This is a genomic window from Pseudarthrobacter arbutini (assembly GCF_054510915.1).
Map to the genome: position 1 here is coordinate 22,082 of NZ_JBTNDQ010000002.1, position 25,560 is coordinate 47,641.

Annotated in this window: 27 protein-coding genes; 16 read left to right on the top strand and 11 right to left on the bottom strand. The window is 63.5% G+C overall.

Translation table 11 applies throughout. From position 1 onward, the window contains the following. The first annotated feature begins 1 nt into the window (after position 1). Positions 2 to 832, top strand: a complete 831-nt coding sequence (locus ACX80V_RS02155) for an isoprenyl transferase (RefSeq protein WP_485841780.1) — start codon at positions 2 to 4, stop codon at positions 830 to 832. On the opposite strand, the gene ACX80V_RS02160 is transcribed toward ACX80V_RS02155, so the two are convergent. After that, positions 787 to 1,797, bottom strand: a complete 1,011-nt coding sequence (locus ACX80V_RS02160; protein WP_485841781.1) for an alpha/beta hydrolase — start codon at positions 1,795 to 1,797, stop codon at positions 787 to 789. The two genes, ACX80V_RS02155 and ACX80V_RS02160, sit on opposite strands and share 46 nt — an antisense overlap. Before the next feature lie 75 nt (positions 1,798 to 1,872). Between ACX80V_RS02160 and ACX80V_RS02165 the strand changes: the two genes are divergently transcribed. After that, positions 1,873 to 2,946, top strand: a complete 1,074-nt coding sequence (locus ACX80V_RS02165) for a quinone-dependent dihydroorotate dehydrogenase (protein WP_485841782.1) — start codon at positions 1,873 to 1,875, stop codon at positions 2,944 to 2,946. Between the two features lie 87 nt (positions 2,947 to 3,033). Here ACX80V_RS02165 and ACX80V_RS02170 read toward each other — a convergent pair whose 3' ends face one another. Beyond that, a complete protein-coding gene (locus tag ACX80V_RS02170; RefSeq protein ID WP_058932432.1) occupies positions 3,034 to 3,636 on the bottom strand; it encodes a DUF3043 domain-containing protein in 603 nt (200 codons plus the stop codon). A gap of 54 nt (positions 3,637 to 3,690) precedes the next feature. Here ACX80V_RS02170 and ACX80V_RS02175 point away from each other — a divergent pair, with 54 nt between their 5' ends. The 5 genes from ACX80V_RS02175 (at position 3,691) to ACX80V_RS02195 (ending at position 8,906) form a co-directional block, all read left to right on the top strand. Further along, positions 3,691 to 5,136: a dipeptidase gene (locus tag ACX80V_RS02175; protein WP_485841783.1), complete on the top strand. Its 1,446-nt coding sequence runs from the start codon at positions 3,691 to 3,693 to the stop codon at positions 5,134 to 5,136. Between the two features lie 184 nt (positions 5,137 to 5,320). Further along, entirely contained in the window at positions 5,321 to 5,710 is a 390-nt protein-coding gene (locus ACX80V_RS02180; protein WP_056340087.1) for a HesB/IscA family protein, read from the top strand. Positions 5,711 to 5,897: 187 nt separating this feature from the next. Next, positions 5,898 to 6,770: an aa3-type cytochrome oxidase subunit II gene (ctaC, locus tag ACX80V_RS02185; RefSeq protein WP_058932434.1), complete on the top strand. Its 873-nt coding sequence runs from the start codon at positions 5,898 to 5,900 to the stop codon at positions 6,768 to 6,770. 10 nt (positions 6,771 to 6,780) lie between these two features. Then, entirely contained in the window at positions 6,781 to 8,508 is a 1,728-nt protein-coding gene (ctaD, locus tag ACX80V_RS02190; protein WP_058932435.1) for an aa3-type cytochrome oxidase subunit I, read from the top strand. Then, a complete protein-coding gene (locus ACX80V_RS02195) occupies positions 8,505 to 8,906 on the top strand; it encodes a cytochrome c oxidase subunit 4 (protein WP_056340077.1) in 402 nt (133 codons plus the stop codon). The genes ctaD and ACX80V_RS02195 overlap by 4 nt, the downstream gene beginning before the upstream one ends. Positions 8,907 to 9,046: 140 nt before the next feature. Here ACX80V_RS02195 and ACX80V_RS02200 read toward each other — a convergent pair whose 3' ends face one another. After that, positions 9,047 to 9,334, bottom strand: coding sequence for an HPr family phosphocarrier protein (locus ACX80V_RS02200; protein ID WP_485842043.1), 288 nt, complete (start codon positions 9,332 to 9,334; stop codon positions 9,047 to 9,049). A 191-nt stretch (positions 9,335 to 9,525) separates the two neighbouring features. Here ACX80V_RS02200 and ACX80V_RS02205 point away from each other — a divergent pair, with 191 nt between their 5' ends. Beyond that, positions 9,526 to 10,317, top strand: coding sequence for a GntR family transcriptional regulator (locus ACX80V_RS02205; protein WP_104060680.1), 792 nt, complete (start codon positions 9,526 to 9,528; stop codon positions 10,315 to 10,317). Between the two features lie 100 nt (positions 10,318 to 10,417). On the opposite strand, the gene qcrB is transcribed toward ACX80V_RS02205, so the two are convergent. From qcrB to ctaE, 4 genes are all read right to left on the bottom strand, one after another. Then, complete coding sequence (qcrB, locus tag ACX80V_RS02210) at positions 10,418 to 12,094, bottom strand: cytochrome bc1 complex cytochrome b subunit (RefSeq protein ID WP_058932439.1); 1,677 nt, start codon at positions 12,092 to 12,094, stop codon at positions 10,418 to 10,420. After that, on the bottom strand, positions 12,072 to 13,142 hold the full coding sequence (qcrA, locus tag ACX80V_RS02215) for a cytochrome bc1 complex Rieske iron-sulfur subunit (protein WP_248760533.1): 1,071 nt from the start codon (positions 13,140 to 13,142) through the stop codon (positions 12,072 to 12,074). The genes qcrB and qcrA overlap by 23 nt, the downstream gene beginning before the upstream one ends. Before the next feature lie 99 nt (positions 13,143 to 13,241). Next, positions 13,242 to 14,030, bottom strand: coding sequence for a cytochrome bc1 complex diheme cytochrome c subunit (qcrC, locus tag ACX80V_RS02220; protein ID WP_485841784.1), 789 nt, complete (start codon positions 14,028 to 14,030; stop codon positions 13,242 to 13,244). Between the two features lie 87 nt (positions 14,031 to 14,117). Next, on the bottom strand, positions 14,118 to 14,756 hold the full coding sequence (gene ctaE, locus ACX80V_RS02225; protein ID WP_205630599.1) for an aa3-type cytochrome oxidase subunit III: 639 nt from the start codon (positions 14,754 to 14,756) through the stop codon (positions 14,118 to 14,120). A 147-nt stretch (positions 14,757 to 14,903) separates the two neighbouring features. Here ctaE and trpD point away from each other — a divergent pair, with 147 nt between their 5' ends. Next, positions 14,904 to 15,962: an anthranilate phosphoribosyltransferase gene (gene trpD, locus ACX80V_RS02230; protein WP_485841785.1), complete on the top strand. Its 1,059-nt coding sequence runs from the start codon at positions 14,904 to 14,906 to the stop codon at positions 15,960 to 15,962. 68 nt (positions 15,963 to 16,030) lie between these two features. Here trpD and ACX80V_RS02235 read toward each other — a convergent pair whose 3' ends face one another. Together ACX80V_RS02235 and ACX80V_RS02240 are read right to left on the bottom strand one after the other, a co-directional pair. Next, positions 16,031 to 16,312 (bottom strand): Lrp/AsnC family transcriptional regulator, encoded by a 282-nt coding sequence (locus tag ACX80V_RS02235; protein ID WP_058932444.1) that lies wholly within the window; start codon positions 16,310 to 16,312, stop codon positions 16,031 to 16,033. 120 nt (positions 16,313 to 16,432) lie between these two features. Continuing rightward, a complete protein-coding gene (locus ACX80V_RS02240) occupies positions 16,433 to 16,828 on the bottom strand; it encodes a DUF3054 domain-containing protein (RefSeq protein WP_248760536.1) in 396 nt (131 codons plus the stop codon). A 113-nt stretch (positions 16,829 to 16,941) separates the two neighbouring features. Between ACX80V_RS02240 and ACX80V_RS02245 the strand changes: the two genes are divergently transcribed. The 6 genes from ACX80V_RS02245 (at position 16,942) to ACX80V_RS02270 (ending at position 22,350) form a co-directional block, all read left to right on the top strand. Then, positions 16,942 to 17,337 (top strand): VOC family protein, encoded by a 396-nt coding sequence (locus tag ACX80V_RS02245; protein WP_485841786.1) that lies wholly within the window; start codon positions 16,942 to 16,944, stop codon positions 17,335 to 17,337. A gap of 23 nt (positions 17,338 to 17,360) precedes the next feature. Then, complete coding sequence (locus tag ACX80V_RS02250) at positions 17,361 to 17,831, top strand: VOC family protein (protein ID WP_485841787.1); 471 nt, start codon at positions 17,361 to 17,363, stop codon at positions 17,829 to 17,831. A gap of 376 nt (positions 17,832 to 18,207) precedes the next feature. Beyond that, positions 18,208 to 18,561: a DUF6176 family protein gene (locus ACX80V_RS02255; protein WP_058932448.1), complete on the top strand. Its 354-nt coding sequence runs from the start codon at positions 18,208 to 18,210 to the stop codon at positions 18,559 to 18,561. A 767-nt stretch (positions 18,562 to 19,328) separates the two neighbouring features. After that, entirely contained in the window at positions 19,329 to 20,510 is a 1,182-nt protein-coding gene (locus ACX80V_RS02260; protein WP_485841788.1) for a type III polyketide synthase, read from the top strand. Positions 20,511 to 20,555: 45 nt separating this feature from the next. Next, positions 20,556 to 21,215: a class I SAM-dependent methyltransferase gene (locus ACX80V_RS02265; protein ID WP_485842044.1), complete on the top strand. Its 660-nt coding sequence runs from the start codon at positions 20,556 to 20,558 to the stop codon at positions 21,213 to 21,215. Continuing rightward, complete coding sequence (locus ACX80V_RS02270; protein ID WP_485841789.1) at positions 21,208 to 22,350, top strand: FAD-dependent oxidoreductase; 1,143 nt, start codon at positions 21,208 to 21,210, stop codon at positions 22,348 to 22,350. The genes ACX80V_RS02265 and ACX80V_RS02270 overlap by 8 nt, the downstream gene beginning before the upstream one ends. Positions 22,351 to 22,373: 23 nt before the next feature. On the opposite strand, the gene ACX80V_RS02275 is transcribed toward ACX80V_RS02270, so the two are convergent. Next, the gene (locus ACX80V_RS02275; protein WP_205630602.1) at positions 22,374 to 22,793 is read right to left on the bottom strand and encodes a nuclear transport factor 2 family protein; all 420 of its coding nucleotides are present in this window, start codon (positions 22,791 to 22,793) and stop codon (positions 22,374 to 22,376) included. A 59-nt stretch (positions 22,794 to 22,852) separates the two neighbouring features. On the opposite strand from ACX80V_RS02275, the gene ACX80V_RS02280 reads away from it, so the two are divergent. After that, positions 22,853 to 23,518 carry a peptide deformylase gene (locus ACX80V_RS02280; protein WP_485841790.1) on the top strand — a complete coding sequence of 222 codons (666 nt, stop codon included), beginning with the start codon at positions 22,853 to 22,855 and terminating at the stop codon, positions 23,516 to 23,518. 28 nt (positions 23,519 to 23,546) lie between these two features. On the opposite strand, the gene ACX80V_RS02285 is transcribed toward ACX80V_RS02280, so the two are convergent. Then, positions 23,547 to 25,544 carry a S9 family peptidase gene (locus ACX80V_RS02285; RefSeq protein WP_485841791.1) on the bottom strand — a complete coding sequence of 666 codons (1,998 nt, stop codon included), beginning with the start codon at positions 25,542 to 25,544 and terminating at the stop codon, positions 23,547 to 23,549. Positions 25,545 to 25,560 lie beyond the last annotated feature (16 nt).

Below are 25,560 nucleotides of genomic sequence, written 5' to 3' on the forward strand. Positions count from 1 at the left end.
AGTGGCCTTGGGAAAAAAGAAGAGTACTTCGCGGCAGCGGACCACCCCTGTGGTGGCACCGTATCCGCACCCGTCCGGCGCGGTTGCCCCGGCGATCCCCGCAGAATTCATCCCCCGCCATGTTGCCATTGTGATGGACGGCAACGGCCGTTGGGCCAACCAGCGGGGCCTGCCGCGGATCGAGGGACACAAAGCCGGCGAGCCCGCCCTGCTGGACGTGATGGCGGGCGCTATCGAACTCGGCATCGAATACGTGAGCGTCTATGCGTTTTCCACCGAAAACTGGCGCCGGTCACCCGAAGAGGTCCGCTTCTTGATGGGTTTTAACAAGGACGTGCTACGAAGGCAGCGGAACCAGCTGGACGACTGGGGTGTCCGCGTGCGGTGGTCCGGCCGGCGTCCCAGGCTGTGGGGCTCGGTGATCCGCGAACTGGAAGAGGCTGAGGAATTTACCGCGGCCAACAGCACGTGCACGTTGAACATGTGTGTTAATTACGGCGGCCGGGCGGAAATCACGGACGCCGTATCGGCTATCGCCGCCGAGGTTGCTTCAGGCCGGCTCAAACCCGGGGCCATCACCGAGAAAACCATCCAGAAGTACCTGGACGAACCGGACCTGCCGGACGTGGACCTGTTCCTGCGGAGCTCGGGGGAGCAGCGGCTCTCCAATTTCCTACTCTGGCAGTCCGCGTATGCCGAGTTCGTCTTTATGGACACGCTGTGGCCCGACGTCGACCGGCGGACCCTGTGGGACGCCGTCGAAATCTACGCCCAGCGGGACCGGCGCTACGGCGGCGCCGTCGACGCCGCACCGGGTTCAGCCGTACCGTAACCCCGGAGCCAGCGGGCGAGCCGCGCATAGGCGTCTGCCCGCACTTTGGCAGGGGAGAGGAAGACGTCGTGGAGCGCGCCGTCGATCCGTTCCACCGTGACACTGCGCCCCAGCGTCAGGGCGCGGAGGGCGATGATGTTGACGTCCAGTACCGCGTCGGTGCGCCGCATTTCCTCGGACCAGAACGGCCCGGTGGCGCTTCCCCGGGACAGCAGCACCAGGATGGGTATGTCGATGTCCAGGCCACGGGCCACCTTGGTGTGGCCGGCCAGGATGGCGCTGAGCCAGCCCGCGCGGAGCGGAAATGCCATGGGCGGACGGAACCTGTCGTCAAGCGGCCACTCGCCGTCGGCTGAACTGCTGATGGTCCGCCAATAGAACCCCCGCTCGGGCAGCCGCAGGACAGCCTCCGGCCGGAACCGCGCCACGGGTCCCACCATCGTGGACGCAGCACGGCGGACCAGCGAGCTGCCGTGCATCTCCAGCCAGGGACTGTTTAGCACCAGCTGGGAGGCCGCTCCGGGGTGGTTGCTGACCCAGAGGGCGGCCACCAGGCCGCCGGTGGAGTGGCCCATCAGCGTGAGGGAGGCCTTGGCTTCCGGTTCCGGCGCGTGCGTGTCGGCCCGGATGATGGCGATGGCCGCTTCGATCTCGGCGTCATAGTCCGCCAGGTTCGCCACGTAGCCGCCCGGCGTCTCCGGGCGCAGGCTGCGGCCGTGGTTGTGCATGTCCAGGGCGTAGAACTCGTAGCCGCTGTGTGTCCAAAACTGCGCCAGGTCCACATTGAAGAAGTAGTCGCTCCAACCATGGAGGAACAGCACAGTCCGGCGCCGGCCGGTGGCTGCCGGTTCCTTCGCCGGACGGAAGCGCACCAGCGTGGCGGTGCGCTGGACGCCGTCTTCGCCCCCGGCCTCGAAGGTGCAGGCTGCGAAGCCAGCACCGAGGATATCTGGCTGCCACCTCATGGCTTTATGCTAGCCGGAGCCGCATGTATGGCGGCCCGGTTTGGTCTGGACCGTCCGAGACGGAAAACTAGAGCCATGCGCGTATATCCGACATTCTTCAGGCTGGCCTTTTCGTGGATGGACGCGGAACGCGCCCACAAGATCGGATTCAAGGGAATCAAGCTTGCCAATACTTCCGGCGCAGGACGGCTGCTGCACCGGTTCACGGCACCCGCGGCCTCACTGCAGACTTCTGCCTTTGGGCTGACCTTCCCATCCCCGTTCGGTCTCGCAGCCGGGTTCGACAAGGAGGGATTCGGCATCGAGGCCCTCACCGAACTTGGCTTTGGCCATGTCGAAGTAGGGACCATCACCGGGCAGGCGCAGCCGGGCAACGAGAAGCCGCGCCTTTTCAGGCTGATCGAGGACCGGGCTGTCATTAACCGGATGGGGTTCAACAACGATGGCGCCGCCGCCGTCGAACCGCGCCTCAAAGCGGCACGCGCCGCCCTGCAGCGCAGGCACCCTAACGTGCGCCCCGTGATCGGGGTTAACATCGGCAAGAGCAAGGTGGTGGAACTCGACGACGCAGTGGCCGATTACCTGATCAGCGCCCGGAGCCTGGCGCCGGCCGCGGACTACCTGGTGGTCAATGTCAGCTCACCCAACACGCCCGGGCTGCGCCTTCTCCAGGATGTCCAGACACTCCGCCCGCTGCTGACCGCGGTGGGGGACGAGGCGGACAAGGCGGCAGGCCGGCACGTCCCGCTGCTGGTCAAGATCGCACCGGACCTCAGCGATGAGGACATCGACGACGTCGCCAAGCTGGCCCTGGACCTTAAGCTGGATGGCATTATCGCCACCAACACCACGATCGGGCGTGAGGGGCTGGCGTCGCCGGCTGCGAAAGTGGTCGAATGCGGCGCCGGGGGCCTGTCCGGGGCACCGCTGAAGCAGCGTTCATTGGAAGTCCTTCGCCGGCTCAAGGAGGCCACCGGGGGCGCGCTCACGCTGGTGGCCGTCGGCGGCGTCGAGACGGCGAAGGACGTCCAGGACCGTCTGGATGCCGGGGCCACGCTGGTCCAGGGCTACACGGCGTTCCTGTACGAGGGGCCGTTCTGGGCGGCGCGGATCAACCGCGACCTGGCGAAAGCGCGACGCAACCGTTGACTCACACAACAAAACCCCGGTGGTTGGACCACCGGGGTTTTCGTTGTTTAAGGGAGGAGCGCTGCCGGGTCTGACCCGGCCTGCATGTCAGGACGGGTATTGGCCGCGCTTCACGAGCGGCTTGGGCAGGCGCAGCTTGCGGAACTGCAGGGACCGCATTGAGCCGTACCAAACCGTGCCCCGCTCAACCCCTCCGAACTTCTCGGTCAGCTTCTTGCGGAGCTGCCTGGACAGAATGAAGACATCCACAAACACGGCCAGGAACATCACCCAAAAACCGCCCAGGACATAAACCATCTGCTCGCTGGAAGCCGGAACAATGAGGGAAATGATGACAAATACCAGGGCGCCGAACATCAGGTATTCGCCCAGGCTGAAGCGCGCATCCACGTAGTCGCGGGCATAACGCTTCTGCGGACCCTTGTCGCGCAGGGGCAGGAACTTTTCATCACCTGTGTCGAGCGCCTGGCGCATTTTGGTCCGCTGGTCCTGGATGGCCTGGCGCTCAGCGGCCTTGGACGCCTTGCGGTCCTCCGGCACCAGGGGCCGTTTGCGGGCAGCCTCCTGGGCTTTGCGTTTTGGCGTGGGCGCACCCTTGCCCAACGCGGCATCCTGCCGGGCTGCCGCTTCAGCGGCCTGCTGGTCTATTGATTGCTGCGCCGTTGGCGCTTCCTTTTTACGTCCGAACACGTGAACAGAATACCTTGCGGCCCGAGGAGATTCGGCGCGGGTATTGTGTTCGCCATGAAGCCCACTCCAGCAGCCAGTCCCTCCGACGCCAACACCGCCGGCCCCGGCCACCCTGCACCGGCCATCGACGCGGACGGACTCAGGCTCTCCGTGGCAGGTTCCTTCGACATTACCCTCGACCGGCTCAAGGAACTTGTGGCCATTCCCGGCATCGCCTGGCCGAGTTTCGATCCTGCGCCCTTGGAAGCCAGCGCGCAGGCCGTAGCGGAACTGCTGCGCGCCGCCGGCCTTGAGGATGCCCAGGTCCTTCGCAGTAACAAGGAGGACGGCACCCCCGGCGGACCTGCCGTCGTCGCACGCCGACGGGCGGCCGAAGGAAAGCCGACCATTCTGCTGTACGCCCACCACGACGTCCAGCCGCCGGGGGATCCGGCGCTGTGGGAAACGGAGCCTTTCGCCGCCGTCGAACGGGAGGGCAGGTTGTACGGCCGTGGCGCTGCTGACGACAAGGCCGGGATCATGGCCCATGTAGCCGCCTATGCTGCAGCGACCGAGGTTCTGGGCACGGAATTCGGCCTTGGTGTGACGTTCTTCTTCGAAGGTGAGGAGGAAGCCGGTTCTCCCACCTTCCGTTCCTTCCTGGAAACGCATCGGGAACTGCTGCGGGCCGATGTGATCGTGGTGGCCGACTCCAGCAACTGGAAGGTGGGTATTCCCGCCCTGACCACCAGCCTGCGCGGCCTTGTGGACGGAACCATTGAAGTCCAGGTGCTGGAGCATGCTGTCCACTCGGGCATGTTCGGCGGACCCGTGCTGGACGCGCCAACCCTGCTGTCCCGTTTGATTGCCACCCTCCACGACGCTGACGGCAACGTGGCCATCGAAGGCCTCGTATCGAATGACAACGTTGGCGTGGAGCTCACCGAAGCGGAGTACCGTGCTGATTCCTCCGTTCTCGACGGCGTCCGGCTCGCCGGCACCGGAAGCATCGCCGCACGGCTGTGGACTAAGCCCGCGCTGTCCATCATCGGCTTCGATGCGCCCGCCGTGGACGTGGCCTCGAACACGCTCCTGCCGCGGGCGCGTGCTAAGTTCAGCCTGCGCCTGGCGCCCGGCCAGGATCCGGCGGCAGCGATGGAAGCCGTTCAACGCCACGTCCATGCCAATGCGCTCTTTGGGGCAAAGGTGGTGTTCACTCCCGGGGAAAGCGGAAAGTCGTTCCTCGCTGATACATCCTCCAAGGCGGCGACGTTCGCCATGTGGGCGCTGGGGGAGGCCTGGGGTGTTCCGGCGGTGGAGATGGGGATCGGCGGGTCGATTCCGTTTATTGCGGACCTGATGGACGTCTATCCGGACGTCCAGATCCTCGTGACCGGTGTTGAGGATCCCGATTCCCGTGCCCACAGTGCCAACGAGTCCCTTCACATTGGTGATTTCAAGAACGCCGTGGTCGCCGAGGCGCTGCTGCTCGCCCGGCTGAACGCAGAAGGCGTGGCCTGAATCCCGTGTCCCTCTGATGCCGGGATTCCTCCACCGTTGGGAACAATCAGCGGGCAGGCTTGGTTACGTCAGGAGTTAGAGCTACAGGGCTGACCGAAGTAGCATGTAGCTATAGCCCGTACCGTATCCGTAGGGGCAGGCACCGCTGACGCGGGGCCGCCAGGACCGTCCTAAGGTAGGCCAAATGAGCACCGCAACCAACGAGAACATCACCGAGACCACCAGCGCTGCCAGCGATGAACTGGCCGCACATGAGGTCAAACTGACCGACGTCGCAGCAGGCAAGGTGCGCAGCCTCCTGGAGCAGGAAGGCCGGACCGATCTCCGCCTCCGCGTTGCCGTCCAGCCCGGCGGCTGCTCCGGCCTCATCTACCAGCTGTACTTCGACGAGCGACTCCTTGACGGAGACGCCGTCCGTGACTACGACGGCGTCGAAGTTGTGGTGGACAAGATGAGCGTGCCGTACCTCAGCGGTGCCAGCATCGATTTTGAGGACACCATCTCCAAGCAGGGCTTCACCATCGACAACCCCAATGCCGGTGGCTCCTGCGCCTGTGGTGATTCCTTCCACTGACCCGGTTCTTTCGCCCGATGCCGGCGCCTGCTTTCCGTCTGCCAAAAACGGCACGGAGGCACGGCGCCGACATGTGGGCGAAACGCCCGGCAGAGCGGTAAGCTCTACACCGAGTAGTAAAACTTTTAGTGTGCCCGGACGGCCCCTTGGGTGGCCGGGCAACAGCAACAAGTAGGAAGGGCCGTCTGTGAGTTCGCAGAACCGAACCGGCAGCCGACGCAAAACGATCACTACGATCTCAGGCTTGGCAGTTGCCGGCGCGTTGGTTTTGACTGGATGTTCGCCAGAGGTAGAGAAGGGGTGGCTGCCCACCGAGCGTGGCACCACCAATCACACTGACCGGATCATGGACCTCTGGGTCAACTCATGGATTGCAGCCCTTGTTGTGGGCATCATCACGTGGGGTTTGATCGTTTGGTGCCTTGTCGCCTACCGCCGCCGCAAGGGCACCACGGGTTTCCCGCGGCAGACCAGCTTTAATCTCCCGCTGGAGGTCTTTTACCTGACCATCCCGCTGTTCATGGTCCTGGTGTTCTTCTACTTCACCGACCGCGACCAGCAGGCCATCGATGACCGCTCCAAGCCGGCCGACGTCGTTGTTGACGTACGCGGTAAGCAGTGGGCCTGGGACTTCAACTACAAGTCCGGCGAGGTCGTAACCGAGGATGTCCACGAAGCTGGAGTCCAGGCACACCTGACGGGCAACACCATCGACAAGGAAGCGCTGCCGACGCTCTACCTGCCGGTTGGAAAGTCCGTTGACCTGGAACTGAACTCCCGCGATGTCATCCACTCTTTCTGGGTTCCCGCCTTCCTGCAGAAGCGCGACATGATCCCCGGCAAGACCAACTACATCAGGTTCACGCCCACTAAAGAGGGAACCTACGACGGCAAGTGCGCCGAGCTCTGCGGCGAGTACCACTCCGAAATGCTGTTCCGCGTCAAGGTTGTCTCTGAGACCGAATTCCAGGCTCATATGGACAAGCTCAAGGCAGATGGCAACACGGGACTCCTCGGCGAAGAGTATGACCGCAACCCGAACCTGAACGAAATTAAGTAAGGGGAGCGACGTGGCTACTTATACCCAGACCGCACCTGCCGGAACCCTTGAGGCTCCCGTAGTTCCTAAGTCCAAGGGACGCATCGTCGTCAACTGGATCACCTCCACCGACCACAAGACCATCGGGTACATGTACCTGATCGCGTCGTTTGTGTTCTTCTGCCTCGGTGGCGTCATGGCTCTGCTCATCCGGGCTGAACTGTTCGAACCGGGCATGCAGATCCTGCAGACCAAAGAGCAGTACAACCAGCTGTTCACGATGCACGGCACCGTCATGCTGCTGATGTTCGCGACGCCGCTGTTCGCCGGCTTCACCAACGTCATCATGCCCCTGCAGATCGGTGCCCCCGACGTCGCGTTCCCGCGGCTGAACGCACTGGCCTTCTGGTTCTTCCTCTTTGGCTCCACCATCGCGGTGTCCGGGTTCATCACCCCGCAGGGTGCGGCGTCGTTCGGCTGGTTCGCCTACGCGCCGCTGTCCAACACGACGTTCAGCCCTGGCATCGGTGGTGACCTGTGGGTCTTCGGCCTGGCGCTGTCCGGCTTCGGCACCATCCTGGGCGCGGTCAACTTCATCACCACCATCATCTGCATGCGTGCTCCGGGCATGACCATGTGGCGGATGCCCATCTTCACCTGGAACGCCCTGGTGACGTCCATCCTCGTGCTGATGGCCTTCCCGCCGCTGGCTGCGGCGCTGTTCGCGCTCGGCGCGGATCGCCGCTTCGGTGCCCACATCTTCGATCCGGAGAACGGCGGCGCGGTCCTGTGGCAGCACCTGTTCTGGTTCTTCGGCCACCCCGAGGTGTACATCATTGCGCTGCCGTTCTTCGGCATTGTGTCCGAGATCTTCCCGGTCTTCAGCCGCAAACCGATCTTCGGCTACAAGGGCCTGGTGTACGCCACCATCGCCATTGCGGCCCTGTCCGTGACCGTGTGGGCGCACCACATGTACGTGACCGGTTCGGTGCTGCTGCCGTTCTTCGCCTTTATGACCATGCTGATCGCAGTCCCGACCGGCGTGAAGTTCTTCAACTGGATCGGCACCATGTGGCGGGGGTCCATTACATTCGAGACTCCCATGCTGTGGAGCATCGGCTTCCTCATCACGTTCCTCTTCGGTGGCCTGACCGGGATCATCCTGGCTTCGCCGCCGCTGGACTTCCACGTTTCTGACTCCTACTTCGTGGTGGCGCACTTCCACTACGTGGTGTTCGGCACCGTGGTGTTCGCGATGTTCGCAGGCTTCTACTTCTGGTGGCCCAAGTGGACCGGGAAGATGCTCAACGAACGCCTCGGAAAGATCCACTTCTGGCTGCTGTTCCTCGGCTTCCACGGCACGTTCCTCATCCAGCACTGGCTGGGCGTTGAAGGCATGCCCCGCCGCTACGCCGATTACCTGGTGGAGGACAACTTCACCTGGATGAACCAGTTCTCAACCATCTCCTCGTTTGTGCTGGGCGCATCCCTGATTCCCTTCTTCTGGAACGTCTACATCACCTGGCGCAGCTCCGAGCGCGTCGAGGTGGACGATCCCTGGGGCTTCGGAGCGTCGCTTGAGTGGGCTACCTCCTGCCCGCCGCCGCGCCACAACTTCACCTCGCTGCCCCGGATCCGTTCAGAGCGTCCCGCCCTGGACCTCCACCACCCGGAGCTCTCGCAGGTACATACCGTTGAATCGCCTGCAGCCGCAGCAGCGGTGCTCGGTAACGCCGACCAGAAGGACACCGCCAAGTGAAAATCGAATCATGGATATTTGGAGCCGGAGTCTTCTTCTTCGTACCGGTTTCCCTGGTCTACGGTTTCCTGACCAACTGGCATGAGTGGGTCGGAACCCTCGGGATCCTCCTGGTGGGCGGACTCTCCGGAATGATCGGCGGCTACCTTGGCTTCACCGGTAAGCGCGTCGGGATGCGTCCCGAGGACCGCAATGACGCCGAGATCCACGAGGGCGCCGGCGAGCAGGGGCACTTCAGCCCCTGGAGCTGGTGGCCGCTGGTCCTGGGCCTCGCCTGTGCGGGGGGATTCCTTGGCCTTGCAGTGGGTTGGTGGATCCTCTTCATCGCAGCCGGCCTCGCAGTCGTAGCCCTCGTCGGCTGGGTCTTCGAGTACAGCCGTGGGGACCACGCCCACTAGGAGCCGCTGAGCTTCAGCAGAGATTTTGCAAAGTACGACGTCGGGCCCCACCTTCTGGTGGGGCCCGACGTCGTTCTTGTCAATTCGGTTGGAGCGTCGATTTGGCGCGGGCGTCACGGGACAATGGCCCCTGGGAGGGGCTAGCGGGCTCCCTGCGACTCCAGGAGCTCAGCCAGCATCCGTAAGGCCTCCTCGGCGTCGCGGTGACTGACGGGGCCGCTGAGGGCGCCTTCGGGGACTGAAAGCTCTACTTCGCAGCCGAAGGGAAAGTCGGCAGTCATGACTTCCAGCAGGGAACGGGCGTCGACACCCTGGATGCCGGCCCTGCGGATGGTGACGGGAAGTCCAATTTCAGTCACTGCCCTGACGAACATTGCTGCGGGACGGGCATGCAAGCCGACTGACGCTGACACAACGGCCTTATGCACTGGCAAGGGGTCTCCGATCTCCTGACGGACCCCACACCGTCATCGCTGAATTTCCTGTCCAATATATCCGGCTGGATGGCCGCGCGACGAAACGGGGGAGTGGGACCGGTTGGTTGATGGAACTGGTCTAGTCCAGCGGTGCTGCTTGCCTTAAGCTTGGATAGTGAAAACTGAAGCAAGGACGTACCTCCGTGGCTGCTGATGCCGGCGCCGTTGCCGGCGAGATTGACCGCAGCAGCGGGACAGCCATCTACATCCAGCTCAGGGAGATCCTCCGGGCCTACATCAGCGATTCCTGTCCGCCTGGATCTGCCCTGCCCTCGGAACGGGATCTTGCCCTGCGGTTCGGGCTGGCCCGGATGACTGTCCGGCAGGCCATCGACGCTTTGGTCGGCGAGGAAGTCCTCGAGCGGGTTGTCGGCCTCGGCACGTTCGTACGGAAGCCTAAACTCGACCTTCAGGTAAAGCTCACCTCGTACAGCGAGGAGATGCAGCGCCGCGGCATGGTTCCGGCTGCCAAGGTCCTTAGCTTCGAACAGATCGGCGCCAGCGCCTTCCTGGCCCGCGAACTGCAGGTGGAGGAGGGGACGCCACTGGTGCGTTTCCGTCGGCTGCTGCTGGCGGACGGTGAGCCGATGAGCGTGGACGAGAACTTCATCCCGGCGCAGCGCGTCCCGGGTCTTTTGGACGGTGAGCCCCCAACATCGCTCTACAACGTGCTGAGTGAGCAGTTCGGCCTCGTGATGGAGTGGGGGGAGGACATGATCGAGGCGACGGCCGCTTCCCCCTCGACAGCGCGCCTGCTCAACGTCGACGTCGGCGCCCCCTTGCTCAAGATTCAGAGGCACGCCTTTGTTGCCCGGGCGATGGTGGACTACTCGGTTTCGTACTACCGGGCCGACCGCTACAAGCTATGGGTACCGCTCCAGCGTCCTGGTGCGAGGCCGGCCCGGAACCAATCGCTGGGCTACCGCAACCACTAACAGCGGGCTGGCAGCCTGCCCACAGCGGCGGCGGCCAGTAACGGGAAAGGCCCGGTCCATGCGGACCGGGCCTTTCCCTTTGGTGCATAACTGCTGTGAGTTAGTGGCTGAGGCTCTTGGTTTCCTCGCCGGCCTCAACTGCCGGGTGGGCGTGGTGGCCGTGTGCGGCCTCCAGCTCTGCAGGCGTGGCCGGTGCAACACGGTCCTCGAAGAACCACTTGGACAGGAAAGCACGCTGCTTTTCCTTGCGCGTCACAATGCCGTGGTCGTTGGGGACCGCCGGCAGCGGTGAAGGGGATTCGAATCCAACGAGCTTGTAGCGCTTGTACTCATCCAGGGGCGCATGCACTTCGATGAATTCTCCATGCGGAAGGCGGACAATGCGTCCTGTTTCCCGGCCGTGGAGCGCGATTTCGCGGTCCTTGCGCTGGAGGGCGAGGGCTACTCGCTTGGCAACCATAAACGCGATGACCGGGCCGATGAAGAACAACGCGCGGAGCCAGTACGTCACATCGTTCAGGGACACGTGGAAGTGTGTGGCGATAAGGTCCGAACCAGCGGCTGCCCACATCACGCAGTACCAGACGAAGCCGGCGACGCCGATGGCGGTGCGTGTGGGGGCGTTCCGCGGACGGTCCAGGACGTGGTGTTCGCGGGTGTCCTTGGTGATCCAGCTTTCGATCCACGGGTACATGAACATCACCGTGAACAGAATGCCTGCCGGTATCAAGGCCGGCAACAGGACGTTCAGCGTCAGCACGTAGCCGAAGACAACGTACTCGAACTGGAAATCACCGATGACACCGGGCATAAGCCTCAGGGCACCGTCAACGAACCCGATGTACCAGTCAGGCTGGGTACCGGCAGACACCGGCGAGGGATCGTACGGGCCGTAGTTCCAGATCGGGTTGATCGTGAAGAAGCCGGCCATCAGGGCAATTACACCGAAGACGATGAAGAAGAAGCCGCCGGCCTTGGCTGCGTACACAGGTCCGAGCGGGTAGCCAACAACGTTGCCGTCGTTGCGGCCCGGGCCGGGGTACTGGGTGTGCTTGTGCACGACCACCATGAACAGGTGCAGGACGATCATCAACAGGATGAGCGCGGGTACGAGCAGGATGTGCAGCATGTATAGGCGGCCAATAACAGCCGTCCCCGGGAACTCGCCACCGAAGAAGAAGAAGGAAATATAGGTTCCGACAACCGGGATTGCCTTCATGACGCCGTCGATGATCCGCAGGCCGTTGCCGGAGAGCAGGTCATCGGGGAGGGAGTATCCGGTGAAGCCGGCTGCCATGGCGAGGATCAGGAGGACGCTGCCAACAACCCAGTTCATTTCACGCGGTTTGCGGAAGGCGCCCGTGAAGAAGACGCGCAGCATGTGGACGGCGATCGACGCTACGAAAAGCAGTGCAGCCCAGTGGTGCACCTGGCGCATGAACAGGCCACCGCGGACGTCGAAGGAAATATCCAGCGAGGTGCTGTACGCCACGGACATTTCGACGTTCTTCAACGGCAGGTAAGACCCGTCGTAGTGCGTTTCCGCCATGGACGGATCGAAGAAGAAGGTCAGGAAGGTGCCCGAAAGCAAGAGGATAACGAAGGAGTAGAGGGCTACTTCTCCAAACATAAACGACCAGTGGTCAGGGAAGACCTTGCGTCCGAATTCGCGCAGGATTCCTGATCCGCCAACTCGCGCGTCAACAAAATCAGTGATGCGTCCGGCTTTAGTCTTGGCGACGAAGGCGGGGGCTTCAGCTCTTGATGCTGCGCTCATGCTCATCACGCTCCCAGTAACTCGGTCCTACAGGTTCATTGAAGTCGCTGGTTGCGACCAGGTAGCCCTCGGCGTCCACTGCAATCGGCAGCTGGGGGAGGGGCCGGCTAGCGGGGCCAAAGATCACTTTGCACTCGTTCGTGAGGTCAAAAGTGGACTGGTGGCACGGGCACAGCAGGTGGTGCGTCTGCTGCTCGTACAGAGCAACGGGGCAACCGACGTGGGTGCAGATCTTGGAGTAGGCAACGATCCCGTTGTAGCTCCAGTCTTCGCGGCCCGCCGAAGGGTTCAGCGAGGCGGGATCCAGGCGCATCAGCAGTACAACTGCCTTGGCCTTTTCGTTGAGCTTGCCTTCATGCAATTCGTTCAGGCCCTCAGGAATAACGTGGAAAGCCGACCCGATGGTGACGTCAGAGGCCTTGATGGGTGTGCCGTCGGGGTCGCGGGTGAGGCGCTTGAGCTTGCCTTCCTGCGGTGCCCACATGGTGTGGGCCAGCGCCCGGTCGGGGCGGGGGCCGAGGTCACCGAAAACCGCAATTGCGGGAAGCGGGGCCAGGGCCATAGCACCGAGCAGGGTGTTGCGGATGAGCGGGCGGCGCTTGATGCCGGTCTCTTCCACGATGTCATCCACGATCCGGACTGCCGCCAAGCGGTCTTCTTCGGTGCGGATGGGATGGCGTTCTTCGGAGACTTCATGGTCCGGCATCAGGGCCTTGGCCCAGTGCACGATACCGGTGCCGATGCCGAGCATCGCAAACGCGGTGCCAAGGCCCAGCAGGGCGTTCTGCAGCCGTATGGTGGCGATGCTTGTGCCATCGCCCAAGTCGATGGCGAAGTACGCCACCAGGAAGATCAGGGTGCCGACAACTGACGCGCCGAAAAGTACGGCGACCTGCCGTTCTGCACGCTTTGCGGCCTTCGGGTCCGTGTCGGCCAGGCGCAAACGGTGCGGGGGAATTCCAGGATCCTGGAACTTCTCCACCTCATTCTGACCAGCCGTAGCTACGGTGCCCGAGTGGTTCGGACTGCCGTCACTATGGTTGCCCATAATTCGCCTCATCCTTCTCTCGTCCCGGCGTCTGCCGGGTTAGTTTTCAATTTCAAACTGCTGACTGGGCAGCAGAAGTTCTTAAGATTCCCGTTGCGCCTAAGACGTCCGGGAAGTAAGCCAGATGGTGAAGGCGATGATGACACCCAGGCCTGCAATCCAGACGAAGAGGCCTTCAGAGACGGGACCGAGGGCGCCGAGGTCAGCGCCACCGGGGGAGCCGTTGGCCTCGATCTGCTTCAGGAAGGTGACGATGTCGCGCTTGCCCTCAGGGGTGACGTTTGTGTCGCTGAAGACGGGCATGTTCTGCGGTCCGGTGACCATCGCTTCGTAGATGTGCTTGCCGGAGACATCGGCAAGGGCGGGAGCGAACTTGCCACGGGTGAGTGCGCCGCCGGCTGCTGCTGCGTTGTGGCACATCGCGCAGTTCACGCGGAAGAGCTCACCACCCTTGGCGGCGTCGCCCTGCTCATCAAGCAGGTGTTCTTCAGGAATTGCCGGGCCGGCTCCCAGGGAAGCTACGTAGGCTGAAAGCTGGTGGGTCTGGGCACCGTTGAACTGGGCCGGCTTTTTGTACGCCTGGGGGCCGTTCATCTGCATGGGCATCCGGCCGGTACCGACCTGGAAATCAACGGATGCGGCACCGACGCCAACCAGCGAGGGGCCATCCTGGCTGCCGCTCGCGCCCATGCCGTGGCAGGTGGCGCAGTTAGCTTCAAAGAGCTTTTCGCCCTCGGCGGTGTCATTGGCGCTGAAGCTGGTGGTGGATGCCTTGGCCTCGTTGACGGTGGTGGCAACGGCGTACAGCCCACCAGTGACGAGGAGTCCCATCAGTAGCAGCGCGATTACTGCGAGTGGGTGACGCCGCTTTTGCGAGAGAGCCTTCACGTGGTGGTTCCTTTATTCGATCGTGCGCCGGCTCCGTGAGCCGCTTCTTGAAATTCTGCCTCTTGTAGAAAAGGAATCAAAGCTTGACTACTTCAGTACGTAGATGACCAGGAAGAGGCCGATCCAGACAACGTCCACAAAGTGCCAGTAGTAAGACGTGACGATCGCGGAAGTTGCTTCGAAGTGGCCGAACTTCTTTGCTGCGAACGAGCGCCCGATGATGAAGAGGAAAGCTATGAGGCCGCCGATGACGTGCAGGCCGTGGAAGCCGGTGGTCATGTAGAACGCTGAGCCGTAGGCGTTGGATGAGAGCGAAACGTGCTCTGAAACAAGCATTGCGTATTCAGTTGCCTGGCCGGCGACGAAGAACGCACCCATGATGAAGGTCAGCGTGAACCATTCGTTCATGCCCCAGCGGGAGAACTGGAACGGGCCGCCTGTTTTGCGAGGCTGCAGCCGTTCGGCGGCGAAGACGCCCATCTGGCAAGTAAAGGAACTGGCCACGAGGACGATCGTGTTGACGAGCGCAAAGGGGAAGTTGAGCTTGGCTGTCTCTTCCGCCCACATCTGTCCGCTTGTGGAGCGCAGCGTGAAGTACATGGCGAAGAGACCGGCGAAGAACATCAACTCACTGGACAGCCAGACTACGGTTCCGACAGAAACCATATTGGGGCGGTTCAGCGTGGGGTGCGCCGGGGTACTGGGGGCATGGGTCGCAGATGTCACATAGACATTATGTCTATAAAAGTCCGTAGTTCCCAACGCGAACCGCCTTTTCGGGGGACTTTTTCTACAAAGACGCGAAATCACTGTGAAAAGTTCCCGGCGACGTTCACATTGGTCAGGTCCGAGGTGGCTCGATAGCATCAGAAGGTGACTTCTCAGGCAACCGCGCCGGCGGACAGCAACACCTGGCCGCGGCTCATCTCGGCTCTTATCAACGGCACTGACCTCACTGCGGACAATACCGCTTGGGCGATGGACAGAATCATGTCCGGGGAGGCCACCCCCGCGCAGATCGCCGGATTCCTGGTTGCCCTCAGTGCCAAGGGTGAAACCGTGGACGAAATCTCGGGCCTGGTGGAAGCGATGCTGCGCCATGCAACACCCATTGATATCCCTGGTGAGAAGCTGGACATCGTTGGTACCGGGGGTGACCAGCTCAATACCGTCAATATTTCCACCATGTCCGCCCTCGTTGCTGCGGGCGCCGGAGCGAAGGTCGTAAAGCACGGCAACCGAGCAGCGTCGTCGTCATCCGGATCGGCTGACGTGCTTGAAGCGCTAGGGGTCAGGCTCGATCTCCCGGTGGCCCAGGTGGCACGCAACGCGGGGGAGGCTGGAATCACTTTCTGCTTCGCACAGGTATTCCACCCGTCCTTCCGTCACACCGCCGTACCCCGCCGGGAGCTCGCCATCCCCACCGCGTTTAATTTCCTGGGCCCGCTGACCAACCCGGCCCTTGTTCAGGCCTCCGCCGTAGGAGTGGCGAATGCCCGGATGGCTCCGCTGGTGGCGGGCGTCCTGGCGAAGCGCGGCAGCCGTGGCCTGGTTTTCCGTGGCAATGACGGACTGGATGAACTGACCACCACGGGCCCCTCAACCGTCTGGGAAATCCGTGACGGCGCTGTCACTGAGCTGAATTTTGAGCCGACGGAACTGGGAATCCGTCACGCGACTGTGGAGGAACTCCGTGGCGGCGACGCCCAGGCGAACGCCGCCGTCGTCCGTGATGTCCTAGCCGGTAAGAGCGGTGCAGCGCGGGATGCCGTGCTGCTTAATGCGGCCGCCGGGCTGGTGGCTTTTGATGAGTTGTCCGACGGCCCGTTCCTGGAGCGCATGCGTTCGGCGCTTGCCCGGGCCACAGAGTCGATTGATAGCGGTGCTGCCGCTGCGGTCCTCGATAAGTGGGTTTCCCTGACGCGGCCTTGATATAGGTACAGGAAAGGATGCGGGCCCGGTTTTACAGCCGGGCCCGCATCCTTTCCAGGGAAGTGCTCCTACTGTTCGAAGCCGAGAGAGAATGCCGCGTCGAGATCGTGTTGCGAGTAGGCACGGAACGCAATGTGTGTGGTGGTGTGAACCACCGCCGGTACTTTCGACAGCTTGTCGGCAATGACGTCGGCCAGGTCCTCGTGCCGGGCGACGCGGGCAACGGCGATGAGGTCCCATTCGCCAGTTACGGAATAGACCTCGCTGATGCCTGGGATCGCGGAAATTTCCTCGGCGGTTTCCGGGATGCGCGCGGCGTCGGTCTTGATCAGAACGAATGCGGTGATCACTGTTCAATCCTTCCGGATCTGTTGGCCGTAGCTGTGCCCGGCAAGACTCTGTGGTGATGCCAGCCTATTACATGCGCCGTGTCCAACCGGCGTGGACCGGACGCGTGGCCGGCGGTGCCCTCACCTCTTTCTAAGCCTGCGTACCAGCGCAAGAAGTGCCCGGTAGCCCACCAGGAACAGCCCCAGGCTCAAGAGCGCAACAACCACGAACGCCACCACCACACTCTGTCCCGTCACTGCCCTCAGGATCATGCCGCCGGCAACGGCGCCAAGCCAGATCACGACGCCGGTTGCCATGGACAGCGGACGCTGCCAGGCCCGCCCCGCCAACCAGGCGATGGCGGCCCCAGCCAGGAACGGCCATGCGGTGAGGAACACTCCGGTGACGACGTCGCCGCGCTGGTGGGCATCCCTGCCGATGGCCGCGAAAACGAGGATGAGGACGACGTCGGACAGTGCCGCCACGGTGATGGCGCGCCTGCCGCCGGTTAAGGATTGGTGCTGGGTCCAGGTCATGGCTTCGAGCCTAACCCGGCGACGGCAGCGGCCTGGTCCTGATGCTTGCCGGAGTACGGGGGATTACGGAAGATGGGTGGGACAACAGCGGCGCTTATCAAGCGGGAGGCACAGTGCGCCTGATCCAGGTGGCCCAGCAGGCACATGACCTCCAGCGGGCCGGAGAGTTCTATTCACAACTGCTCGGGGTGCAGCCAGCGGCGGTCTACGACCCGCCGGGGCTGCTGTTTTTCGATGTGGAAGGCGTCCGGCTCTTGCTGGAGCGCGGCGCACCGTCGTCGGTCCTCTATCTGGAGGTGGAGGACGTCCGGACTAGCATCAGCGTCCTGCAGGGCAGGGGAGTGGAGGTAGTTGCGATGCCGCAGGTGATCTTCCACCATGGAGATGCCACCCTGGGTCCGGCAGGAACCGATGAGTGGATGGCCTTCATCCGTGACTCGGAAGGGAACACGGTGGGGCTGGTCAGCCGGCATCCACCGGCCGTTGTGCCGGATGTGGCCCCGGACTAGGCTCTAGCCGGAAGGGAGCAACCATGCAGAAGATTTCCACCTGCCTGTGGTTCGAGAACCAGGCCGAAGAGGCCGCCGAGTTCTATGTGTCAGTCTTCGGCGACTCCAGGATTCTGGACGTCTCGCGGTTCGGCGAGGGCGGTCCCGGTCAGGCCGGGCAAGTTATCACCGTGGAGTTTGAGATCGCAGGCCGAAAGTTCATGGCACTCAACGGGGGAGCGCCGACCAACTTCACGGAAGCCGTCTCATTTGTGGTCGACTGTTCGGACCAGGCGGAAGTGGACCGCTACTGGTCGTCGCTGACAGACGGTGGGGCGGAGAGCCAGTGCGGGTGGTTGAAGGACCGTTTCGGCGTCTCCTGGCAGATCGTGCCGTCGGTCCTGGGCTCACTGATTGGCGGTCCGGATCCGGAGGGTGCCCAGCGGGCAATGCAGGCCATGCTCGGGATGCAGAAGCTTGATATCGCCGCACTTCAGACGGCTTATGACGGTTAGGAAGCTCTGGGCAGTCCGGGCCTCCCCAGCAACGGGGTCGTTGCCGTACCTTGAACCACATTTGCCGTCGTGGATCACCCAGGCCCCGGGGCCTGACGTAGAAAGCAGGGGGAATGCTGTGAGAAGTCGGAGCGGCGGAAACACCGCGGCTCTAGGTTTCTTGATTTAGCAGCGTCCGGCGTCCGGTGGTCTTTATCGTCGGCTTCGGCGCCACGGGCCTCCGCTACTAGTTTGGGCTCGTTGCAAGGTCGAGATCCCTGAATGTGCGTCACGGCACTATTTGCCGGCGTGGACAGTGCACCAAAGATGCTATGTACCGCTCCCCCCGAAAGGAATAGGATCGGGCCGTAATCGATCATAGGAAAGGGAAACTGTCATGGAGTGCATTACTTGGTTCGCCCCGATTCTGCCCGGCAAACTGGAGGCCTGGAAGGCGTTCGACGATGAAGCCAAGGGGCCAAGGTGGGAAGAGCACGACCGGTCCCGAAAGCGCATGGGAGTGGTTCGGGAAGTCGCATCGCTCATGCAGACTCCGGAGGGGGACTTCGTCTGCCTCTTTCAAGAGGCCAAGGATCTCGCCAAGGCCTTCCAAGGGCTCGCGCAGTCGGACGATCCCTACGACGTGTGGTTCCGGGAACGCATCATGGACGTCCACGGATTGACGCAGGAAATGTTGGAGGGACCCCCACCGGCAACGGTCACCTTCGATTATCACAACGACGAGGGCTAAGCCGTATCCCGTTCAGTCAACATCTCCGGATTGTGCATTCGGGGGCGTGGTCCGGATGGGACCACTGGGCTTGGCCGAGCCATAGCCCGGATTCTAGCCATCCCAGCGGCCGGGATGCGTCACCTAAAGTGAGACGCGCCAGCCAATGGTTCAACTTGAGGCGTACCAGGCCAATGCTTCATCTATCTTGAGATCGCGTCACCTTAGGTGAGACAGGACAACGGCTGCGGCTGGTGTGGCATCGCAGTTCTGAAAGCCGAACAGCAAGGCCGCGTGCTCCATGGCGATTGAGTCTACATTACATAATGTAGATTATCGGCGTCATCGGAGAGCGGAGAGTGGCCTGCATTAAGCCGACGTTTAGCGGGCGACTCCGGGGCTTCCGTTGGATGTTTCCGCACGTCAGGTCCGGCTGGTCGCCCTGTGACCCGAACCCAAGATTTATGCCTCATGGAACGACACTCCGGTGATTGGCCTGTTCCGCGCCGAGCAAGGCAACGTTTAGGTCACCGGTCGGCGCACACGCCGAAAATATCGCCCGACGTGCTCTTGCGTGTGGTAATTCCCAGATGGCAACGCCTTTGCGTTTCCGCAGGCCGTATCCAACTCCGGGCATGGCGCATCCCCATGGGAATGCCTGTTCCGTACTGGCGGACAATTCGCCGGCCCCCGCTTTTGTGTCCGGAACACCGGCCGGCGGCACAGGAAACGGCTCCCCGGCCAGCCCGGCCATTGTCTAATCCCGTGTGCTCGCCAAGAATGAACCAATGACGGTCTACGTGCGTTCACTCGAAACTGCTGTTCCGCCCACCGTGCTGGTCCAGACCGAAGCTCGGGACGTTTTTGCAGCTCAGCCTGGCCTGACCAGGCTGGGCTCGCGGCTGGTGAGTACTTGCTTCGATTCAGCCGCCATCGATACGCGCCATACCGCCGTCGAAGAAATGACCATGGCGTTCCGTTCGGACGATCCGCAGTTCTTTGATCCATCTACGGGCCTGCTCCTGAACCCCACCACCAAGGTGCGCAACGAGTTCTTCGCACGGGAGGTCACCAAACTTTTCATCGAGTCCGCCCGGGCTGCCGTGGACGCCTGCCCGGATCTGTCCTTGCTTGACATAACCCACGTCATTACCGTCTCCTGCACAGGATTCTTCAACCCCGGTCCTGACTATAAGATCGTCCGTGCGTTGGGGTTGGACCCTGCCGTCCAGCGTTATCACCTCGGATTCATGGGCTGCTATGCCGCCTTTCCAGCACTGCGGGCCGCCAAGTCGTTCTGCGAAGCAGATCCGCAGGCCGTTGTCCTGGTGGTCTGTGCCGAGCTGTGCTCCCTGCACGTGCGGACCTCGAACGATCCTGACACCATCATGGGTTCGGCGCTGTTCGCCGACGGAGCGGCGGCAGCCATCATTACGGCCCGGAACGATCCGGACGCGCCTGCGCTGATGCAACTGGACCACTTCGAAACCGTCCTTACGCCGGTGGGCGAGGAATCCATGGCCTGGAACATCGGCGACCATGGCTTCGAAATGGTGCTGGGCAACTACGTCCCCCACATCATCGACGATCACATCATCGGCGCCCTCGCGCCGCTGCTGACAAGGGATCCCTCGCTGCGCGGACTCCCCTACCGGGACATCCGCCATTGGGCCATCCATCCCGGCGGCCGGAGCATCCTTGACAAGGTCCAGACGCGCCTTGAACTCACCGACGAGCAACTCGTTCCGGCACGGGATACGTTGCGGGACTACGGCAACATGAGCAGTGCCACCGTGCTGTTTGTCCTCAGGCACATCCTGGAGCAGCCGCCGGTGGAGGGTGAGGAACGCATCTGCTCCATGGCGTTCGGCCCCGGACTCACGGTGGAGACCGGGCTCTTCACGAAACTCCGCCAGGCAGCCACCGGGAAACGGGCGGTGCAGCCAGAGGCGGCCTCGTCACTGGTCTGACCTGTGTCCCTGATGCGGCAAAGGGCTGCGGACGCAGTGGAAATGATGGACCTGCCGGACTGTGATCCCACCAAACTCGAGCTCACGTACCGGCAATTCGGACTGGTGAACCGGCTCTTCTCCGGCTGGCGGCAGCTGTACCGCCGCGAGCTCCGCCCTCTGCTCTCCCACGACACTGAAACCACGCTCCTCGACATAGGATGCGGGGGTGGGGACCTGGCACGCCAGCTCGCCCTCTGGTCCGCCCGGGACAAACTGCTGCTCGAGGTCACCGGCATTGACCCGGACGCCAGGGCATACAGCTACTCGTCACGCCGCCCCCACCACGTCTCAGTCCGGTTCCGCCAGGCGGACAGTGCCGACCTGGTCCGCGAAGGCCGCCGGTTCGACGTCGTCATCTCGAACCACGTCATCCACCACCTCCAACCAGCGGAGGTGACGCAGCTCCTGGCAGATTCGCAAGCCCTGGGGCGCCGGATTTCCCTGCACAACGACCTCCGCCGGAACATCGCAGCCTACGCACTTTTCTCCCTGGCGGCCCTCCCCTTCCGCGGCTCGTTCATCCGTGCGGACGGCCTGACCTCGATCAGGCGCAGCTACACCCCGGCAGAACTCACCGCCGCCGCTCCCCCCGGCTGGCAGGTGGCGCGCCACTCCCCTTTCCATCAGGTCCTCATGCACGGTCCGGACCATCCCGATGGCTGACGTGGTGGTCGTCGGCGGCGGACCCGTGGGTCTGTATCTCGCCGCCCTGCTGCTTCAGGAAGGCGTCGCGGTCCAGGTCCTTGAACAGCGGCTCCACCGGGAACACCACTCGCGGGCCATCGGCATCCATCCCCCCGCCCTCGCGGCGCTGGACAGGGCAGCGGTGGCCAGCGCCATGGTTGATGCCGGCGTGCAGATCCGCGGCGGCATTGCAGTCAGCGGCGCGAAGACCGTAGGGTCAATGTCTTTCGCGTCGGTCTCGGAGCGCTTCCCGTTTGTCCTGTCGCTCGCCCAGGTCACAACGGAATCCCTGCTGGAGCAGCGTGTACACGAACTCGACGGTGCGGCGCTCGTCAGGGGCGCCAGGGTGACGGAAATAGCGGACGACGGCGGACTGGTCACCGTCCGTGCTGCCGCCACCAAGACAGGCGGTGCCGGCACCCGGATCACCTCACGGCTTTTGGTCGCCGCCGACGGCTCGCGGTCCCTGATGCGCAGCCTGCTGGGCATCCCGGCCACGTCCCGAACCTATCCCGACCATTATGTGATGGGTGATTTCGAAGGTACCGGCAAAAACCTGAACGAAGCCGTCCTGTACCTCGAAGCCGAAGGGATAGTGGAATCCTTTCCGCTGCCGGGCGGTCTCCGCCGCTGGGTAGTGAGGGTTCCCCGGCCCGAATCGGTCCCGGACGCCGTCGAACTGGCACGGATGGTCCACCACCGCACGGGGATCCGGCCGGACCCGGCCACCAACACCATGCTCAGTAGCTTCAGCCCGCGCTCCACGGTGGCGTGCCGATCAGTCTCGGGGCGGGCCGTCCTGATCGGTGATGCTGCCCATGAAATAAGCCCCATCGGCGGCCAAGGCATGAACCTTGGCTGGCTGGACGCGGCGGAACTCGCGCCGATCATCTGTGATGCCCTGGCGGGGAAACCGGTTGGCCAGCGCCTGCACGCCTATTCCGCCCGGCGTCGCAAGGCCGCCTCGGTAGCGCGATGGCAGTCCGAAGTGAATATGACGCTGGGGCGCCCGCTGGGGCGGCCGCTCCTGGCCTTGAGGAACCGGGCAGTCAGCGCCGTGTCCGGCATTCCGGCGGCCAACAGGCTGGTGGCCCGCCGGTTCACCATGCAGTAACCCCCGCGCCAAAGGGCTCCGGGTCAGGAATTCACGAAGTAGCAGTCGTAACTGTCCTGGCTGATGATCAGGCCGTCCCGGACTTCAAAGACCGACGACGTCCGGGCGCGGATGGTCTCCCCGGCATCCCAGTACCGCAGGTCCATCAGCGTCCGAGCCGACCAGTCGGCCTCCACCACAACCCGACCGCCTTCGCAGGTAGTGCGGCGGATCTCGAACTTCTGGTCCGCCACTACTTCGCCGCTTTGATCGAGCCCAGCCATCGCCTGGTCCCGCGTCCGCATGGAGCCTTCAGCCGCGAGCAGATGCGGCGCCTCGACCAACACGAAGTCCGCAGCGAGGAAACGGCCGATGGCCCCGCCGTCACCGCCGGCTTCCAGGGTCCGGATAAAGTCCAGGACAAGTTCCAGTGCGTTGGGTTCGGACGCAATCAGTTCAGCCATGGCATCGACATTAGCCGACGCGGCCGACGCCCTGCGGCGTCCGCCGCTAGGCTTTCCGCATGACCGCTGTATCACCGCCCACTTCATTCACTCCTGCGCACCTGAGGGAACGGGTGCAGGAAATCCTGTCTGCGGGATCGCTGCCGCCCATCGTCCAGGCCGGGAATCCCGTACTCCGCCAGCGGGCCGCGTCCTTCGACGGCCAGATCAGCGCCGCCGAGCTGGACCAGTTGATTGCCCTCATGCGCGACGTGATGCACGAAGCCCCTGGTGTGGGGCTGGCCGCCCCGCAACTCGGAATCCCGCTGCAGCTGGCAGTCCTTGAGGACCAGTACGACGTCGACCCCGAGGCCGCTGCACTGCGGCACCGTAGCCCTCTGGAGTTCCTCACCATCATCAACCCGCGCTACACGGCCGTCGGAACGGAAAGCGCCGCGTTCTTCGAGGGGTGCCTCTCCCTGACCGGCCTGCAGGCAGTGGTAGTACGGCCAGAACGGGTGCTGCTCCGGTTCGACACCCCCGGAGGCTTGGCGTCGGAACGGGAATTCGAGGGCTGGCAGGCGAGAATTGTGCAGCACGAAACCGATCACCTCCATGGCACCCTCTACGTTGACCGCGCCGAGTTGAGGTCCTTGAGCTCCAACGCCGAGTACGCCGCCAACTGGGCCGAGCCGGGGATCGGAAAGGCGCGTGCGGCCCTGGGCTTCCTGCCCGAGAACCCCTGACGCGCCTGCACTCCAGCACGCCTCTTGGTCAATCCGGCGGTGCGTCTGCCGGATTTGCGTCGGTCGGGAGGAACCGGGCCCACCAGCGCAGGATGTGCTCGAATCTCTGACGCCGGTGCTGCGGCCTGCCTGACCGGGAAAGTTCATGGTCCTCGCCCGGGAACACCAGCAGCTGGGCTTCCACACCCTGCCGCTTCAGGGCCGTGAAATATCGCTGGCCCTGCTCCAGCGGACACCTGAGATCGTTTTCGCTGTGGATGACCAGCGTCGGGGTCTGCACGTTGCCCACGTGCTCGAACGGGCTTTGCGCGGCGACCTCCACCGTTGAGCTGCCGAGATATTCGTTGCCGAAGTACCAGCCAATGTCGGCCGAGCCCTCGAAACTGACCGGGTCCAGGAATCCACGCTCCACAATGGCACCGTGGAACCTCTGGTGGTGCGCGATGGTCCAGGCGGTCAGGTATCCGCCGTACGAGCCGCCCATGATGCCCAGCCGGCCCGTGTCCAGCGCCGGAAATTTGGCCAGCGCCCCGTCCAGGAACGCGAGGACATCCTCCATGTCGTCGGTGCCAAAGCGGCCCTTAATGGCCAGCCCGTGTTCCCGGCCGTAGCCGGCAGAGCCGCGGGGATTGCACATCAGCACGGCATAGCCCGCAGCCGCGTACACCTGGGCTTCGTCGAACAGGGCAACGGTGAACTGGGCAAACGGCCCGCCATGGATGGTCAGCAGGACCGGGTGCGGACCCTTGCCCGCAGGCCTGACGAGCCAGCCATGGACGGGATAGCCATCGGGCGCCTCAAACGTCAGCTCCTGTGGAACCACAATGTCCGTCTGTGTCCGCAGAACGGCCGAAAAGTCTGTCAGCAGCCGCAGCTGCCCGTCGTCGAGCACTCCGACGTCCCCGTGAGTAGACGGATCGCCGAATACGACGAGCAGCGAACCACCCGCCCAGGCAGCGCCCGTCACCACCTTGTCGCCGTGCACCAGCAGGGCATGCCCGCCCGTCGCCCCCAGCTCGAGGAGCTCAACCGAGCCTTGCGCGTTGTTCAGGACCAGGGCGTGGTCCGGGCCGCGGAGCTCAATCCGGGCACCCGGCGGCGCAACGTCCATCAACTCAGGGTCGGTCAGCGCAACCGGCATGCCGCCGTCAGCCGCGACGCAGTACAGCACGGCGTTACGTGCCACGAAGTCCCGGCCCGAACCGCCCAGGTCCCGGGCAATGTAGAACAGCCATTTGCCGTCTCTGGACTGCCGGACCTCCGATACGGTTTGAGGTGCGGCTACTCCCTTATCCACCGGGAGGGGGTCGCCGCCGGTGACCGGCACCCTGTAGATCAAGGTGGCCAAGTCGTCATCGTTCTCCGGCGGTGCTGCCACAAAGTAGACGGCTGATCCGTCTGCACTGAAAACTCCGGAGCTGGCGTCCGTGGCGAGCGACGTCAGCTGCCGGGCTTCCGGCAGCGACGGAGCCGCAGGCGGTGCCAGCGGTTCGCCGCCGAGTTCCGGGACGTCCACGATGAACAGCTGCTGCGGCTTGTCGCGCGTGTAGCCAACGCTGTTCAGCCTGTACTGGTAGGAGGACATCAGCCGTGGGGCCTCCGCCTCCGCGGTGATGGCTTCGCTGCTGCCGTACCGTCCGGCCTCGGGCTCGCGGGAGCTGAAGACTATCCGGTGCGAATCAGGCGACCAGGCGAAGGATTCCACTCCGAGCAGCCTGTCGGTAATGACCTGGGGTTCACCGCCGCCGGCCTCCACCACGACGAGCTGCGCTTTCGATGATGGTCCGCCTGTCCGGAGGAAGGCGAGGACCAGTCCATCAGGAGAGAATGCAGGGCCGGTGTCCCGGAAGCCCCTGGTTATTCGCCGCGGCAGCTGCTCCTGGTTCAACGGGATGTTCCACAGCTGGCCCACGTAGGAATCAGCAGCGAAATCCGGCCTGGTCACCGACACAACAGCACGGCTGCCGTCCGGGTGAACGGCCGGCGCGGAGACGGAATTGAGCAGCGGGAGGTGTTCTGGCTTCACCCACGTGAGCCTAACG